Below are 15,800 nucleotides of genomic sequence, written 5' to 3'. Positions count from 1 at the left end.
CTACTCCCCCGCCTGCGGGTCGGCGGTGTCGGTGGGGGTGTCGGACGGAGTGCCGTCCTCGGCTGCGGCAGCCTCGGTGCCCTCCGCGCTGAGCGCGTGGAACTGGTCCACCGCATCGGCGTCGGACTCGATGTGGCCGCGGGCCGCACCGGTCATCGCGGTACCCAGGTCCTCGGCGGTGACGGTGGCCGGGTCGGCGTCGGCGACCAGACGGCCGCGGTAGATCACCCGGATGGTGTCGGAGAGGCCGATCAGCTCGTCCAGGTCGGCCGAGATGAGCAGGACGGCCAGGCCGGCCCGCTGGGCGGCCCGGATGTGCTCCCAGATCTGCGCCTGCGCGCCGACGTCCACACCACGGGTGGGGTGGGCGGCGATCAGCAGCTTGGGGTCATGGCTCATCTCGCGGCCGATGATCAGCTTCTGCTGGTTGCCGCCGGAGAGCGACGCCGCGGTGACCTCGATGCCGGGGGTGCGGACGTCGAACTCCTCGACGATCCGCTGGGTGTCCTTGCGGGCACCGGCCGGGTCGAGCAGCACGCCCTTGGAGTTCGGGGTCTCGGTGACGTGACCGAGGATCCGGTTCTCCCAGAGCGGGGCCTCCAGCAGCAGGCCGTGCCGGTGGCGGTCCTCGGGGATGTAGCCGATGCCGGCCTCGCGGCGGGCCCGGGTGAGCGAGCCGGAGAGGTCCTTGCCGTCCAGGGTGATCGTCCCGCCGTCCAGCGGGAGCATGCCCATGATGGCCTCGACCAGTTCGGCCTGGCCGTTGCCCTCGACGCCGGCGATGCCGAGGATCTCGCCCTTGTGGATGCGCAGCGAGATGTCGTCCAGCACCACGCGCTCGATGCCCTCGGCGTCGGTCTTGGCGATCCGCAGGGCCTCGACGTCGAGCATCGCGTCGGTGGTGACGGTGGACTCGCGGCTCTCCGGGGAGGGCAGCTCGGCGCCGACCATCATCTCGGCGAGCTGGCGCGCGGTGACGTTGCCCGGGTCGGCGTCGCCGACCGTGGTGCCGCGCCGGATGACGCTGATCGCGTCCGCCACCGAGAGCACCTCGTGCAGCTTGTGCGAGATGAAGATGACGGTGACGCCCTCGGCCTTGAGCTCGCGCAGGTTGTCGAAGAGCGCGTCGACCTCCTGCGGGACCAGCACGGCGGTGGGCTCGTCGAGGATCAGGATCTTGGCGCCGCGGTAGAGCACCTTGAGGATCTCGACGCGCTGGCGGTCGGCGACGCCGAGGTCCTCGACCAGGACGTCCGGGCGCACACCCAGACCGTACTGGTCGGAGATCTCCTTGATCTTCGCCTTCGCCTTGGCGCCGATGCCGTGGAGCTTCTCGCCGCCGAGGACGACGTTCTCCCAGACGGTGAGGTTGTCGGCGAGCATGAAGTGCTGGTGCACCATGCCGATGCCGCGCGCGATCGCGTCACCCGGGGTGTTGAACTCGCACAGTTCGCCGTTGATCGCGATGGTGCCCTCGTCCGGCTTCTGCATGCCGTAGAGGATCTTCATCAGCGTCGACTTGCCGGCGCCGTTCTCACCCATGAGGGCGTGCACGGTGCCGGTGCGGACGGTGAGGTTGATGTCGTGGTTGGCCACGACGCCGGGGAAGCGCTTGGTGATGCCGCGCAGTTCGACGGCCGGTGTCGCCGTCCCCGCGCTGGGGGTACCGCCCTTGCTGAGGGCGGGGTCGGATGCGGTGATGGCGATCTCCTGGTGGTCTGGAGGCGCGTCGTTGCGCTGGAGGGCCAAGAAAAAACGGTGAGGTACAGGACGGGGCCCGGGGGTGCGCACTGAGCGCACCCTGCCGGGCCCCTCCCTGATGCTGTGTCAATCATTGCGCTGCCGGGCAGGTGGCAGCGGCAGCGACGTCCCGCTGCGTCCTTACTTGGCGGGCGCGGTCGGAACGGTGGTGGCACCCGAGGTGATCGCCTTGGCGGCCTCGTCGAGCTTGCCCTTGATGTCGTCGATCTTGCCGCCGGTGGTGGCGAGCGAGACGCCGTCGGCCTTCAGGTCGAAGTTCTTCACACCGGTGAAGGGGGAGCCCTTCTTGACCGACTCGATGTAGGCGTAGACGGCCTTGTCGACGTTCTTCACCATCGAGGTGAGGATGCTGTTCTTGTACTTCGCCAGGGCCGGCTGGGCGGCCTGGTCGGAGTCGACGCCGATGGCGTACGCACCCTGCTTGTTGGAGACGGCCTCGATGGCGCCGTTGCCGGAGGAGCCGGCGGCGGAGTAGATGACGTCCGCACCCTTGTCCAGCTGGCCCTGCGCGGCCTCCTTGCCCTTGTCGGGCGAGTTGAAGCCGGAGAAGTCCGGGGGCGTGGTCAGGTAGGTGGTCTCGATCGCGATGTTCGGGTCGACGGACTTCACACCCGCGACGTAACCGGCCTCGAACTTCTTGATCAGCTCGGACTGCACACCGCCGATGAAGCCGACGTGCTTGGCCTTCGACTTGAGGGCGGCGGCCACACCGGCCAGGTACGAGCCCTCCTGCTCCGAGAACGTCAGCGAGGTGACGTTGCTGGGCTGGGTGTCGGAGGCCGAGTCGATGATCGCGAACTTGGTGTTCGGGTTCTCCTTGGCGACCTTCTCGACCGCGGCCTGGTACACGAAGCCGACGGCGATGATCGGGTTGTACCCGGAGGTGACCAGGTTCTTGAGCCGGGTCTCCTTGTCGGCCTCGGCCTCACCGGTCTTGGCGTCGGCCTCGGTGACGGCGACGCCCAGGTCGGCCTTGGCCTTGTCGAGACCGCGGGCGGCGGAGTCGTTGAACGACTGGTCGCCACGGCCGCCGATGTCGTAGGCCATACCGACCTTCAGGCTGCCCTCGGATGCGCCCGAGGAGGCGTTGGTGTCGTTGCTCTTTGCGCCGCAAGCGGCGAGCGAGGCAATGCCCAGGGAACCCGAGAGCACAACCGCGGCGAGCTTAGTTGAACGGCGCAAGGGAGTATCTCCTTCTCACACGCACCCGATTAGCGTGGTCGGACGCCACCGTAACGCGCGTAGAACACGGTTGGGTTACGGGCCGCCGGAGCATTCGGGTTGTTATCAAACCGTGGTCTGACAACCCTCCCGGCGCCCCTCTCCCTCACGCACAGGTGATCGGAACTGGCCCGGCCCAGTTTACGTAACCGGATGTAAAGCCTGAATTCCGACAAACCGGGCGCCGGTGAGACCTACGGCCCTTCCGCCGGCGAGACCTACGCCCCTTCCGCCGGCCGCACGTCCGCCCCCGCGTCCAGCGCCAGTGCCGCGAACAGCTCCACGCCGATCCCGATCGCCCGCTCGTCCACGTCGAACCGGCCCTGGTGCAGGTCACGCACGGTGGCATCACCGGGGGCGCGGACGCCGAGGCGGGCCAGCGCACCCGGGGCGTGCTCCAGGTACCAGGAGAAGTCCTCACCACCCAGGCTCTGCTCGGTGTCCTCCACCACCTGGCGGCCGTCCTGCCCGAAGCGGGCCGTCATGGCGGCCTCCAGCTGGCCCACCGAGACCGCCTCGTTGACCACCGGCGGTACCCCGCGGTGATAGTCGAGCGTCCACTTGGCCCGGTAGGTCTCGGCCAGCTTGGCGATCAGCTCGTGCAGCAGGTCCGGCGCCTCGCGCCAGCCGTCCAGCTCCAGGCAGCGGACGGTGCCCTCCAGCTCGGCGTGCTGCGGGATCACGTTGGGCGCGGAGCCGGAGGCGATCCGGCCCCAGACCAGGCTGACTCCCCAGCGCGGGTCCATCCGGCGGCCCAGCGCGGCCGGCAGGTCCGCGGCCATCCGCGCGATCGCGGTCACCAGGTCGGTGGTCAGGTGCGGGCGGGCGGTGTGGCCGCCGGGGCCGTCCAGGTGGAGCACCAGCCGGTCGCAGGCCGAGGTGATCGCCCCGGTGCGCAGCCCGATCCGGCCGGCCTCCACCTTGGGGTCGCAGTGCACCGCGAAGATCCGGCCGACGCCGTCCATCCCGCCGGCGTTGATCACGTCCAGCGCCCCGCCCGGCATGACCTCCTCGGCCGGCTGGAAGACCAGCCGGACCGGGCGCCGCAGCTCGCCGGTGCGGGCGGCCTCCGCCAGCACCAGGGCGGTACCCAGCACCACCGAGGTGTGCACGTCGTGGCCGCAGGCGTGGGCCCGGCCGGGGACGGTCGAGCGGTAGGGCACGTCCGTCTTGGCATCGTCGATCGGCAGCGCGTCGATGTCGGCGCGGAAGGCCAGGAACTCGGTGCCGGGCGCGGTTCCGTCCGGGACGATGTCGACGGTCATGCCGGTGCCGCCGGGCAGCACCCGGGGGGCCAGACCGGCCGCCGTCAGCCGGTCGCGCAGCAGGCCGGTGGTGCGGAACTCCTGGCGGCCCAGTTCCGGGTGCCGGTGCAGATCGCGGCGGAAGGCGATCAGCTCGGGCTCCAGCGCTCTGACCCTGCCCCGCAGGTCTGCGGCGGGGCGGGAAGCGGTGAGAGTGACGGCCGGCTGGGCGGGGTCAGGACGGTTCATCTCAACAAGAGTAGGCCTGTTGGGGGGATTTGGCCCGACTTCCCCGAAAGTAGTCCCCGGATGGGCGCATAGCGGCCGAGCAGGTGGGTATGACATCTCGTTTCAGCCGCCTTCCCCGGGTTGCGTGCCCTGTGCAACGACCGCCCGCGCCGGCGGTCACGGGCGCCACGTGACAGCAGTGTGACGATCCTTCAGAACCGCTCGCTCGGCGTGTACGTCCCCCACACCTCGCGCAGCGCGTCGCAGACCTCGCCGAGCGTGGCCCGGGCGGCCAGCGCCTCCCTCATCGGGTACAGCACGTTGTCCCGCCCCTCGGCCGCCCGGCGCAGCGCGCCGAGCGCGCGGGCGACCGCCCGGGAGTCGCGCCCGGCCCGCAGCCGGGCCAGCCGCCCGGCCTGGCGGGCCTCGATCGCCGGATCCACCCGCAGCGGCTGGTACGGCTCCTCGGCGTCCAGCCGGAAGCGGTTGACGCCGACGACCGTCCGCTCGCCTGAGTCGGTCTCCTGCTGGACGCGGTAGGCGGTGCGCTCGATCTCGGCCTTCTGGTAGCCCGCCTCGATCGCGGCCACCGCACCGCCCAGGTCCTCGATCCTCGCCATCAGGGCGAGGGCGGCGGCCTCCACCCCGTCGGTCAGCGACTCCACCACGTACGAACCGGCGAAGGGGTCGACGGTGGCGGTCACGTCGGTCTCGTGGGCGAGCACCTGCTGGGTGCGCAGCGCCAGCCGGGCGGCCTTCTCGGTGGGCAGGGCGATCGCCTCGTCGAAGCTGTTGGTGTGCAACGACTGGGTGCCGCCGAGCACCGCGGCCAGGGCCTGCACCGAGACCCGGACCAGGTTGACCTCGGGCTGCTGCGCCGTCAGCTGCACCCCGGCGGTCTGGGTGTGGAAGCGGAGCATCTGCGACCGCGGGTCCTTCGCGCCGAACTCCTCGCGCATGACACGGGCCCAGATCCGGCGGGCGGCGCGGAACTTGGCCACCTCCTCCAGGAGCGTCGTGCGGGCCACGAAGAAGAAGGAGAGCCGCGGCGCGAAGTCGTCCACCGCCATGCCGGCCGCGACGGCGGTGCGCACGTACGCGATGCCGTTGGCGAGGGTGAAGGCGATCTCCTGTGCGGGGTCGGCCCCGGCCTCGGCCATGTGGTAGCCGGAGATCGAGATGGTGTTCCAGCGGGGGATCTCGGCCCGGCAGTACCGGAACACGTCGGCGACCAGCCGCAGCGAGGGCACCGGCGGGAAGATGTAGGTGCCGCGGGCGATGTACTCCTTCAGGACGTCGTTCTGCACGGTGCCGGTCAGCCGGGCCGGCGGGACGCCCTGGGCCTCGCCGACCAGTTGGTAGAGGAGCAGCAGCAGGGCCGCGGGCGCGTTGATGGTCATGGAGGTGGAGACCTCGCCCAGCGGGATGCCGTCGAACAGGACGCCCATGTCCTCGACGCTGTCGATCGCGACCCCGACCTTGCCGACCTCGCCGGACGCGATGCGGGCGTCCGAGTCGTAGCCCATCTGGGTGGGCAGGTCGAAGGCGACCGAGAGGCCGGTGCCGCCGCCCGCGATCAGCTGCCGGTAGCGGGCGTTGGACTCGGCCGCGGTGCCGAAGCCCGCGTACTGGCGCATCGTCCACGGCCGGCCGGTGTACATCGTCGGGTAGACGCCCCGGGTGTACGGGTACTCCCCCGGCCTGCCGAGGCGCTCCTGCGGGTCCCAGCCGGCCAGGGCCTCGGGGCCGTAGAGCGGTTCGACGGGGAGACCGGACTCGGTGCGGCGTGGCTCGGCTGCCATGGTGTCCTCCGCGGGGATCGGCGGGGCGGTGCGCTCGTCCCTTCGCAATCTAGGCGGTGGCGAGCGGCGCCGACACCGTTGAGATGATCGGGTGAGCGACCGAAGAGCTTCCGACCCCACGCTTCCGAGGAGTGGCAATGACCGAACAGAAGGTGGCCGTGGTCACCGGTGCGAGCAGCGGAATCGGCGCGGCGACCGCCCGCCGGCTCGCCGCCGAGGGCTTCGACGTGGTGCTGACCGCCCGCCGGACCGACCGGATCGAGGCACTGGCCAAGGAGACCGGCGGCCGGGCGTACACCCTGGACGTCACCGACCGGGCCGCCGTGGACGCCTTCGCGGCCGGGATCGGCCGGGTGGACGTCCTGGTCAACAACGCCGGCGGCGCCATCGGCGCGGAGCCGGTGGAGACCGGCGACCCGGCCGACTGGCTGGCGATGTTCCAGGTGAACGTGCTCGGCGTGCTGCACATGACCCAGGCGCTGCTGCCGGCGCTGCGGGCGAGCGGCGACGGCACCGTGCTGGTGCTCTCCTCCACCGCCGCGCTGGCCGCGTACGAGGGCGGCGGCGGCTACGTGGCAGCCAAGCACGCGGCGCACACCATCGCGGCCACGCTGCGGCTGGAGCTGTGCGGCGAGCCGATCCGGGTGATCGAGATCGCGCCGGGCATGGTGAAGTCCGAGGGCTTCGCGGTCACCCGGTTCCGGGGCGACGAGGAGAAGGCGGCCGCCGTGTACGCGGGCGTCGCCGAGCCGCTGACCTCGGAGGACGTCGCGGACACCGTCGCCTGGGCGGTCACCCGGCCCTCGCACGTCAACATCGACCTGCTGGTGGTGCGCCCGCGCGCCCAGGCCGCCAACCACAAGGTCCACCGGGCCTGACGCCGGACGCGGGCAGCGCGGGGGGCCGTGATCGGACGCGTCACCCCCCAGTGGTACATACGTGCGATGAAATCTCTCCGGGCTGCCCGCCCGCGGGTTCTGCTGACCGCCTTCGCGGCCGGCGCCCTGCTCCTCAGCTCCGCCTGCAACGACAGCGCCAAGCCCGCCCAGGACCACGCCGCGGGGACCTCCACGGCCGCGGCCGCCCCGGCGCCCACCGCGGCGCCGACGCCCACCCCCAAGCCCACCGGGGCGGACGACCCGGCGCTCAAGTCCTTCTACGGCCAGCAGATCGCCTGGGCCGCCTGCCCGGCCGACCCCCAGGCCGCGAAGTCCAAGATCGACATATCCGGGATGCTCTGCGGCAGGCTCCACGTCCCGCTCGACTACGCCAACCCGGCGACCGACGCCCTCGACATCGCGCTGATCAAGCTGCCGGCCGCCAAGCCGGACCGGAAGATCGGCTCGCTGATGGTCAACCCGGGCGGCCCGGGCGGTTCGGGTGTCGAGATGGTCAAGTACAGCCCCAAGGACTACGACGGCGCCCTGCACGACCGCTTCGACGTGATCGGCTTCGACCCCCGCGGCACCGGGGAGAGCTCGCCGGTCGTCTGCTTCGACGACCAGCAGATGGACGCCCGCAACGAGGCCGACGACCCGCTCGACCCGGCGGCCCGCAAGGCCGAGCACGTCAAGAACGCCACCGAGCACGCCGCGGCCTGCCAGGCCAGGTCCGGCCGGCTGCTGCCCTTCGTCGGCACCCGCAACACCGCCCGGGACCTGGACGTCCTGCGCGCCGCCGTCGGCGACAAGAAGCTGAACTACCTCGGCGTCTCCTACGGCACCTATCTCGGCGCGGTCTACGCCGAGGAGTTCCCGAAGAACGCCGGCCGGCTCGTCCTGGACGGCGCCGTCGACCCCGCCCAGGACCAGCTCGACCACGGCGTCGACCAGCAGGTCGGCTTCGAGAAGTCCTTCGAGCGCTTCGCCGCCGACTGCGTGGAGAACCACGCCTCCGAGTGCCCGCTCGGCAAGGACCCGGCCAAGGCGGCCAAGAAGGCGGCCGACTTCATCGACGGCCTGCACGACCACCCGATGACCGCCAAGGACGGCCGCAAGCTCGGCCGGGACCTCGCCTGGACCGGCACCACCGAGCTGCTGTACGGCGACGAGAAGACGACCTGGCAGTACCTGCGCAACGCGCTCGGCTGGGCGATGGTCGGCAACAAGCCCGACGTCCTGCTGGCCTTCGCCGACGAGTACAACGGCCGCGACGAGAAGGGCCACTACAGCCCGATGGAGGAGGCGAACGGCGCGATCCGGTGCGCCGACAACGCCGCCCCCGCCCCGAGCCCCGAGCGCGCCCAGCAGGCCGTGGCCAGGCTCCGGGCCGAGGCCCCGCTGTTCTCCAGGGGTGTCACGGTGGACGACTACAGCGAGCCCGGCTGCGCGTACTGGCCGTTCAAGACCCCGGAGAAGGCGCACGCGATCCGCGCCGAGGGCGCCGACCCGATCCTGGTCGTCGGCTCCACCGGCGACCCGGCCACCCCGTACGCCTCCGCCGAGGCGCTGGCCAAGGGCTTCGCCAACGCCACCCTGCTGACCCGGGTGGGCGAGGGCCACGGCGCGTTCGGCCGGGGCAACGCCTGCATCGACGCGGCCCTGCAGGCCTACCTCGTCGAGGGCACGCTGCCGGCGGCCGGGACGCGCTGCTCCTGAGCGCTCGGCGTCATTAGCAGACGAGGACGGGGAGGGCGCTGACACCGAGGTGTCAACGTCACAACTTGATAGCTCGATCGGATGAATTCCGCGGGCGCCCTCCCCAACTGATGACTGCTCAACTACCGTTGAGCCGCTGCCCGGCGGGCGCTGGACGCCACCCCGCAGTCTGAATACTTCACCTGCTTCACCTCCCTTTCACCGGCACCTTCCCGCCCTCACGAGGAGGACCCGCTGGCCAGCGACATCCCGTCACAGCGGCTCGATCCCAGCTCCGAGCCGACCCTCCTCGGGTTGCACCGCTTCAACGAGGCCGACGCCGGCGCCGCCGAGGAGGCCCTCCTCGCCTGCTGCGGAAGCCACCGCTGGGCCCTGCGGCTCACCGCGCACCGGCCCTACCCCGACATAGAGTCCCTGCTGGCTGCCGCCAGCGAGGCCTCCTACGACCTGCGCCCGGCCGACCTGGCCGAGGCGCTGGCGGACGAGAGCTGGATGCCGCAGCCGCTCCTCGGCATGCGCGCCCCCGGCAGCCAGGCCGCGCACACCGCGCTGCGGGCGGCCCACGCCGCCTACGAGGCCCGGTTCGGGCACGTCTTCGTGGTCTGCCTGGAGGGCGTCGCCCCCGAGGAGATGCTCGACACCGTGCTCAGCTCGATCCGCACCCGGCTGGCCAACGACCCGGACGAGGAGCGGCTGATCGCCTCGGACGAGTTGCGCCGGATCGCCCTCACCCGCCTGGAGCACCTGGTCGCCACCCACTCGGAGGCCGGAGCGCGCTGAACCGGGCTCACCTCTTCGCCTGCGCGGCGCGGAGCTTGGCCACCTGCTGCCGGACGATCCGCTCGTCCGGCACCGTGGCCGGCTCCGCGCCGACGCCCACCGTGGTGAAGACCGCCAGCGCCGGGCCGACCCGGGCCACCACCGCACGCTGGGAGAGCACCGCCGAGCCCGATTCATTCGTCAGAGTGAACCCGGTGGACGCGTCGGCTCCCCCGGGCGTGGGCGTGTCGTCCCGGGTCAGCCGGTGCCTGGTCCGCACCGCCTTCCGTGACCTGTCCGCCGGCGGCGGTGCGGTGGAGGTGAACGAGGCGCACGGACCGAACAGCTTCTCCAGGTCCGCCTGGAGCTGAGCCGCCCGCCCGGCCCGGTAGCCGAGCAGCCCTCCGTACACGCCGCCCTCCGGGTCCGCCGCCCGTGCCACGCCCAGATCGGTCTCGGCGTACGGATCCCCCGGCCCGGGCGTGGGCACGGTGCCGCCCACCGAGGCGGCCGGGGTCACCGCGTCCAGCAGCGGCTGGCAGGCGGGCACGTCGGCGGTCTCCCGTGCGCCGCCCGATCCGGTCTCGCCGTGACCGGGCTTCATCACCGTCACCGTGTAGCCGGGCCCGAGGTCGGCGTCGGCCACCGCGGACGCCCGCAGCTCGGCGGCGGACAGCTCGCGCCCGGGCCCGGCCTGGTCGGCCGAGCCGCCGACCGTGGTGCAGCCCGCCGCGAGCAGCAGGGCGCAGACGACGAAGGGAGCGGGCGGGCGGGACGGGCGGAGCGGCACGGCGGCCTCGTCAGGGTGTCGGTGCGGGAGGAGGCCGCTACGGTAGCGCAACCGGATGCTCACCCTGCGTGCCGATTTCGGGCGTGGTTCCCACCCGACTAGGCCAGTCGTGCCTGATTGATCACACCTCGGGCCCCCGGAGGCGGTTGGCGAGACGGCGTCGATAGGATGCTCGCGGCCGGTGGACCGTACCCGGCCGGGCTGACCGACACCGAAGCCGGCCGAGCCCCCAATCGCTTCCGGAGGGTTTTTCCGTGCCGGCTGGAACGTTGTACCGCGGCCGGGAAGGCATGTGGAGCTGGGTGGCTCATCGAGTCACCGGCGTCCTCATCTTCTTCTTCCTGTTCGCTCATGTCCTGGACACCGCACTGGTGCGGGTGTCGCCCGAGGCGTACGACTCCGTCATTCAGACGTACAAGACGCCACTGGTGAACCTGATGGAGTACGGCCTGGTGGCCGCCATCCTGTTCCACGCTCTCAACGGCCTGCGGGTCGTCGCCGTCGACTTCTGGTCGAAGGGCCCGAAGTTCCAGAAGCAGATGCTCTGGACCGTGGTCGGGGTGTGGGTCGTCCTGATGGCCGGCGCCTTCTACCCGATCCTTCAGCACACGCTGACCTCCTGGTTCGGGAAGTGATCTGAGACATGTCCACGGAAATCTCCGACGCCCTGGTGGTCCCCTCCGCCCAGGCGCACACCGGCAAGGGTCTCGGCACCGGCAACCCGGCGGACGAGTTCGTCATCGAGCCGGCCCGCCAGCGGACCAAGAAGACCCCGCGCCGCACCCGCACCAACTTCGAGATGCTGGCCTGGCTCTTCATGCGCCTGTCCGGCATCGTCCTCGTGGTGCTGATCCTCGGCCACCTGCTGATCATGCTGGTGCTCGACGGCGGCGTCTCGAAGATCGGCTTCGCCTTCGTGGCCGGCCGCTGGGCCTCGCCGTTCTGGCAGGGCTGGGACCTCCTGATGCTCTGGCTCGCCATGCTGCACGGCGCCAACGGCATGCGGACGGTCATCAACGACTACGCCGAGAGGGACTCCACCCGGCTCTGGCTGAAGGGCCTCATGGGCGCCGCCACGGTCTTCACCGTGCTGCTCGGCACCCTGGTCATCTTCACCTTCGACCCGAACATCTAATCGGCAGAGGCCAGAGGCGAGTTAGAACCCCCATGCAGATTCACCAGTACGACACCGTCATCGTCGGCGCCGGCGGCGCCGGCATGCGCGCGGCCATCGAGTCGACCCAGCGCAGCCGCACCGCGGTGCTCACCAAGCTCTACCCCACCCGGTCCCACACCGGCGCGGCCCAGGGCGGCATGTGCGCCGCCCTCGCCAACGTCGAGGAGGACAACTGGGAGTGGCACACCTTCGACACGGTCAAGGGTGGTGACTACCTGGTCGACCAGGACGCCGCCGAGATCATGTGCAAGGAGGCCATCGACGCCGTCCTCGACCTGGAGAAGATGGGCCTTCCCTTCTCCCGCACCGAGCAGGGCCGGATCGACCAGCGCCGCTTCGGCGGCCACTCCCGCAACCACGGCGAGGCCCCGGTCCGCCGTTCCTGCTACGCGGCCGACCGCACCGGTCACATGATCCTCCAGACGCTGTTCCAGAACTGCGTCAAGCACGGCGTCGAGTTCTTCAACGAGTTCTACGTCCTCGACCTGCTGATCAACGAGGGCAAGACGGCCGGCGTCGTCGCCTACGAGCTGGCCACCGGCGAGATCCACATCTTCCAGGCCAAGTCGGTCGTGTTCGCCTCCGGCGGCACCGGCAAGTTCTTCAAGGTCTCCTCCAACGCCCACACCCTCACCGGTGACGGCCAGGCCCTGGTCTACCGCCGCGGCCTGCCGCTGGAGGACATGGAGTTCTTCCAGTTCCACCCGACGGGCATCTGGCGCATGGGCATCCTGCTCACCGAGGGCGCCCGCGGCGAGGGCGGCATCCTGCGCAACAAGGACGGCGAGCGCTTCATGGAGCGCTACGCCCCCGTCATGAAGGACCTCGCGTCCCGTGACGTCTGCTCCCGCGCGATCTACACCGAGATCCGCGAAGGCCGCGGCTGCGGTCCGGACGGCGACCACGTCTACCTGGACCTCACCCACCTGCCGCCGGAGCAGCTGGACGCCAAGCTCCCGGACATCACGGAGTTCGCGCGCACCTACCTCGGCATCGAGCCCTACACGGACCCGATCCCGATCCAGCCCACCGCGCACTACGCCATGGGCGGCATCCCGACCAACGTCGAGGGTGAGGTCCTGCGCAACAACACCGACGTCGTCCCGGGCCTGTACGCGGCCGGCGAGGTCGCCTGCGTCTCCGTGCACGGCGCCAACCGCCTGGGCACCAACTCGCTGCTGGACATCAACGTGTTCGGCAAGCGCGCGGGCATCGCCGCCGCCGACTACGCGCAGACGGTGGACTTCACCGAGCTGCCCGAGAACCCGGCCGAGAAGGTGCAGGCGCTGGTCGACGGCCTGCGCGAGTCCACCGGCACCGAGTCGGTGGCGCAGATCCGCAAGGAGCTGCAGGAGACCATGGACACCAACGCCATGGTCTACCGCACCGGCGCCACCCTGAAGCAGGCGGTCGAGGACATCGCCGCGCTGCGCGAGCGGTACAAGAACGTCGCCATCCAGGACAAGGGCTTCCGTTACAACACGGACCTGCTGGAGGCCGTCGAGCTGGGCAACCTGCTCGACCTGGCCGAGGTGCTGGCGGTCTCCGCGCTGGCTCGCGAGGAGTCGCGCGGCGGCCACTACCGCGAGGACTTCCCGACCCGTGACGACGTGAAGTTCATGCAGCACACCATGGCGTACCAGGAGGTTGCCGAGGACGGCACCACCTCCATCCGCCTCGACTACAAGCCGGTCGTCACGACCCGCTACCAGCCGATGGAGCGTAAGTACTGATGAGCACTCCGACTGTGGAGAAGCACTCGGCCGCTCTGGACGCGGTCGAGGCGGGCGGTGTCGAGCTGATCACCGTCACCTTCCGAATCCGCCGGTTCAACCCGGAGGAGCACCCGGACCCGGTGTGGGTCGACTACCAGCTGACCCTGGACCCGAAGGAGCGCGTCCTGGACGCGCTCAACAAGATCAAGTGGGAGCAGGACGGCACCCTCACCTACCGCCGTTCCTGCGCGCACGGCATCTGCGGCTCCGACGCGATGCGGATCAACGGGCGCAACCGGCTGGCGTGCAAGACCCTGATCAAGGACGTCAACCCGGACAAGCCGATCACGATCGAGGCCATCAAGGGCCTCACGGTCCTCAAGGACCTGGTCGTGGACATGGACCCGTTCTTCCAGGCGTACAAGGACGTCATGCCGTTCCTCATCACCAAGGGGAACGACCCGACCCGCGAGCGCCTGCAGTCCGCCGAGGACCGCGAGCGCTTCGACGACACCACCAAGTGCATCCTGTGCGCCGCGTGCACGTCGTCCTGCCCGGTCTTCTGGAACGACGGCCAGTACTTCGGCCCGGCCGCGATCGTCAACGCGCACCGCTTCATCTTCGACTCGCGCGACGAGGGTGCGGAGCAGCGGCTGGAGATCCTGAACGACCGTGAGGGTGTCTGGCGCTGCCGGACCACCTTCAACTGCTCGGAGGCCTGCCCGCGTGGCATCGAGGTCACCAAGGCGATCCAGGAAGTGAAGCGGGCGCTGGTCACCCGCCGCTTCTGAACCCACCGCCGAACCGAGGGCCCGTCCGATCCTGTGATCGGACGGGCCCTCGGTCGTTCTCCGGCGGCTGCCGGTCAGCCGGCGGCCGGCTCCCGGCGGGCGGCGCGCAGGCCGCGGACGCCGACGGCACCGACGGCGATGCCGAGGAGGAAGGAGGTCACGGCGAGCAGGAGGTGGATCCAGAAGAACGCGGTGGGCTGGGAGTGGTCGCCGTCGGTGAAGGCCTGGCCGCCGGAGTCCTTCCAGAGGTTCTTGACGAAGGTGGTCCAGATGATCATGGACCAGACGCCGAAGGCGGTCAGGAACCAGGAGGTGCGGCGGCTGAGCTTCATGAGGGTCCCCAACGGGCGGTGGCGTGAAGATGCTGTGCCCTCCCAGTATGCGCAGGCGTCCGTTCGGCGTACGTCTGCCCCCTCCTGCGGAGGACGGGCCCGGAGGGGCGGACGGCGGGGGCTCCGACTGGGTACGGTCTGCGGGTGCCCAAACGTCCTAAGCTCGCACACCTGCTCGCCGTGTACGTCGCGGCCCTCCCGGTTCTCCTCGCCGCCCCGGCGGCCCTCGCGGCCCCGCACGAGCCGCCACCCCCGGCGGCCGCGATCGGCGGCGAGCGGCTGGGACTCTCCGGGGTCCAGGTGGCCCCGCTGGCCGGCGCCCCGGCACTGCCGGGGGGCCTCACCGGACAGTCCTGGATCGTCGCCGACGCGGCGTCAGGAAACGTGCTCGCGGCCAGCAACCCGCATCTGCGGCTCGCACCGGCCAGCACCCTGAAGATCCTCTTCGCGGACACCGTGCTGCCCAAGTTCGACCGCAACGCGGTGCACAAGGTCGCGGACGCGGAGATCCAGGGGATCGGCGCCGGCAGCAGCCTGGTCGGCATCAAGGAGGACCTGGAGTACAAGGTCGAGGACCTCTGGCGCGGCGTGTTCCTCAGCTCGGGCAACGACGCGGTGCACGTCCTGTCGCACATGAACGGCGGTGTCCAGCAGACCGTCGCCGAGATGCAGGCCCGCGCGGACGCGCTCCAGGCGAAGGACACCAAGGTGATCTCGCCGGACGGCTACGACATGGACGGCCAGCTCTCCTCGGCGTACGACCTGACGCTGTTCGCCCGGGCCGGGCTGCGCAACCCCGACTTCCGGATGTACTGCGCCACCCGGGACGCGCTGTTCCCCGGCGCGGTGGACAAGAACACCGGCCAGCGCGGCAGTTTCGGGATCGCCAACACCGACCGGCTGCTGGGCAAGTACCCGGGCCTGATCGGCGTGAAGAACGGTTTCACCACCGAGGCCGGCTCGACCTTCGTCGGGGCGGCCGAACGGGACGGCCGCACACTGCTGGTGACGGTGATGCACCCGTCGACATATCAGAAGGTGTACGACGAGACGGCGGCACTGCTGGACTGGGGGTTCGCGGCGGCCGACAAGGTCACGCCGGTCGGACACCTGGTGGACGAGGCCCCGGCCGGGGGCGCCGAGCCGACGCCGACCGGGCAGGCGGGCGGCACCGCCGGGGTGCCCGCGCCGCCGCCGCACCCCTCGCCCACCCCCACGCCGCAGGCCGCCGCAGCCCCTGCCGCGGCCGGGGACGGCGGCGACGACGGGCTCGGCCCGGCCGGCCGGCTGGCGGTCGCGCTCGCCCTGACGGTGGGCGGCGCCGGCGCGCTGGTCCTGCTGCGGCGGCGCGGCCGCCCGTCGTCCGGCTGACGGAGTCGTGCG

The 15,800-nt window shown here is 71.0% G+C and carries 14 protein-coding genes; 8 read left to right on the top strand and 6 right to left on the bottom strand.

Annotated features, from left to right (window positions below):
* The 4 genes from OG286_RS24250 to OG286_RS24235 all read right to left on the bottom strand — a co-directional run bounded on the left by OG286_RS24250 (position 1) and on the right by OG286_RS24235 (position 6,256).
* Positions 1-1,542 carry an ABC transporter ATP-binding protein gene (locus tag OG286_RS24250; RefSeq protein WP_396321541.1) on the bottom strand — a complete coding sequence of 514 codons (1,542 nt, stop codon included), beginning with the start codon at positions 1,540-1,542 and terminating at the stop codon, positions 1-3.
* Positions 1,543-1,881: 339 nt separating this feature from the next.
* On the bottom strand, positions 1,882-2,943 hold the full coding sequence (locus tag OG286_RS24245; protein WP_396321379.1) for a BMP family protein: 1,062 nt from the start codon (positions 2,941-2,943) through the stop codon (positions 1,882-1,884).
* A gap of 257 nt (positions 2,944-3,200) precedes the next feature.
* Positions 3,201-4,475: an amidohydrolase gene (locus OG286_RS24240; protein WP_396321380.1), complete on the bottom strand. Its 1,275-nt coding sequence runs from the start codon at positions 4,473-4,475 to the stop codon at positions 3,201-3,203.
* A 191-nt stretch (positions 4,476-4,666) separates the two neighbouring features.
* Entirely contained in the window at positions 4,667-6,256 is a 1,590-nt protein-coding gene (locus OG286_RS24235) for a methylmalonyl-CoA mutase (protein ID WP_396321381.1), read from the bottom strand.
* 137 nt (positions 6,257-6,393) lie between these two features.
* On the opposite strand from OG286_RS24235, the gene OG286_RS24230 reads away from it, so the two are divergent.
* From OG286_RS24230 to OG286_RS24220, 3 genes are all read left to right on the top strand, one after another.
* The gene (locus OG286_RS24230) at positions 6,394-7,134 is read left to right on the top strand and encodes an SDR family oxidoreductase (protein ID WP_405360095.1); all 741 of its coding nucleotides are present in this window, start codon (positions 6,394-6,396) and stop codon (positions 7,132-7,134) included.
* Positions 7,135-7,200: 66 nt separating this feature from the next.
* The gene (locus tag OG286_RS24225) at positions 7,201-8,853 is read left to right on the top strand and encodes an alpha/beta hydrolase (protein ID WP_405360097.1); all 1,653 of its coding nucleotides are present in this window, start codon (positions 7,201-7,203) and stop codon (positions 8,851-8,853) included.
* 294 nt (positions 8,854-9,147) lie between these two features.
* Entirely contained in the window at positions 9,148-9,633 is a 486-nt protein-coding gene (locus tag OG286_RS24220; protein ID WP_396321384.1) for a 2-oxo-4-hydroxy-4-carboxy-5-ureidoimidazoline decarboxylase, read from the top strand.
* A 7-nt stretch (positions 9,634-9,640) separates the two neighbouring features.
* On the opposite strand, the gene OG286_RS24215 is transcribed toward OG286_RS24220, so the two are convergent.
* Complete coding sequence (locus tag OG286_RS24215) at positions 9,641-10,402, bottom strand: hypothetical protein (RefSeq protein ID WP_405365773.1); 762 nt, start codon at positions 10,400-10,402, stop codon at positions 9,641-9,643.
* A gap of 254 nt (positions 10,403-10,656) precedes the next feature.
* Between OG286_RS24215 and sdhC the strand changes: the two genes are divergently transcribed.
* From sdhC to OG286_RS24195, 4 genes are read left to right on the top strand one after another with little or no spacing between them, the layout of a single operon-like run.
* Entirely contained in the window at positions 10,657-11,037 is a 381-nt protein-coding gene (gene sdhC, locus OG286_RS24210) for a succinate dehydrogenase, cytochrome b556 subunit (protein WP_360631421.1), read from the top strand.
* 8 nt (positions 11,038-11,045) lie between these two features.
* A complete protein-coding gene (locus OG286_RS24205) occupies positions 11,046-11,537 on the top strand; it encodes a succinate dehydrogenase hydrophobic membrane anchor subunit (protein WP_396321386.1) in 492 nt (163 codons plus the stop codon).
* 32 nt (positions 11,538-11,569) lie between these two features.
* The gene (sdhA, locus tag OG286_RS24200) at positions 11,570-13,312 is read left to right on the top strand and encodes a succinate dehydrogenase flavoprotein subunit (protein WP_396321387.1); all 1,743 of its coding nucleotides are present in this window, start codon (positions 11,570-11,572) and stop codon (positions 13,310-13,312) included.
* Complete coding sequence (locus OG286_RS24195; RefSeq protein WP_396321388.1) at positions 13,312-14,085, top strand: succinate dehydrogenase iron-sulfur subunit; 774 nt, start codon at positions 13,312-13,314, stop codon at positions 14,083-14,085. Before sdhA ends, OG286_RS24195 begins: the two co-directional genes overlap by 1 nt.
* A 74-nt stretch (positions 14,086-14,159) precedes the next feature.
* Here OG286_RS24195 and OG286_RS24190 read toward each other — a convergent pair whose 3' ends face one another.
* On the bottom strand, positions 14,160-14,417 hold the full coding sequence (locus OG286_RS24190) for an SCO4848 family membrane protein (RefSeq protein WP_396321389.1): 258 nt from the start codon (positions 14,415-14,417) through the stop codon (positions 14,160-14,162).
* Positions 14,418-14,561: 144 nt separating this feature from the next.
* Between OG286_RS24190 and OG286_RS24185 the strand changes: the two genes are divergently transcribed.
* Positions 14,562-15,788, top strand: coding sequence for a D-alanyl-D-alanine carboxypeptidase family protein (locus OG286_RS24185; RefSeq protein ID WP_396321390.1), 1,227 nt, complete (start codon positions 14,562-14,564; stop codon positions 15,786-15,788).
* Positions 15,789-15,800 lie beyond the last annotated feature (12 nt).

The organism is Kitasatospora sp. NBC_00039, assembly GCF_045160625.1.
Classification (GTDB): Bacteria; Actinomycetota; Actinomycetes; order Streptomycetales; family Streptomycetaceae; genus Kitasatospora.
The sequence above is the reverse complement of the archived record's forward strand: the minus strand, read 5'-3'. Positions and strand labels throughout refer to the sequence as shown.

What these genes read in the sequence shown, in the direction of transcription:
- OG286_RS24250 (WP_396321541.1), bottom strand. Translation starts at nt 1,542, where the DNA reads ATGGGTGAGAACGGCGCCGGCAAGTCGACGCTGATGAAGATCCTCTAC.
- OG286_RS24240 (WP_396321380.1), bottom strand. Translation starts at nt 4,475, where the DNA reads ATGAACCGTCCTGACCCCGCCCAGCCGGCCGTCACTCTCACCGCTTCC.
- OG286_RS24235 (WP_396321381.1), bottom strand. Translation starts at nt 6,256, where the DNA reads ATGGCAGCCGAGCCACGCCGCACCGAGTCCGGTCTCCCCGTCGAACCG.
- OG286_RS24230 (WP_405360095.1), top strand. Translation starts at nt 6,394, where the DNA reads ATGACCGAACAGAAGGTGGCCGTGGTCACCGGTGCGAGCAGCGGAATC.
- OG286_RS24225 (WP_405360097.1), top strand. Translation starts at nt 7,201, where the DNA reads ATGAAATCTCTCCGGGCTGCCCGCCCGCGGGTTCTGCTGACCGCCTTC.
- OG286_RS24205 (WP_396321386.1), top strand. Translation starts at nt 11,046, where the DNA reads ATGTCCACGGAAATCTCCGACGCCCTGGTGGTCCCCTCCGCCCAGGCG.
- sdhA (WP_396321387.1), top strand. Translation starts at nt 11,570, where the DNA reads ATGCAGATTCACCAGTACGACACCGTCATCGTCGGCGCCGGCGGCGCC.
- OG286_RS24195 (WP_396321388.1), top strand. Translation starts at nt 13,312, where the DNA reads ATGAGCACTCCGACTGTGGAGAAGCACTCGGCCGCTCTGGACGCGGTC.
- OG286_RS24190 (WP_396321389.1), bottom strand. Translation starts at nt 14,417, where the DNA reads ATGAAGCTCAGCCGCCGCACCTCCTGGTTCCTGACCGCCTTCGGCGTC.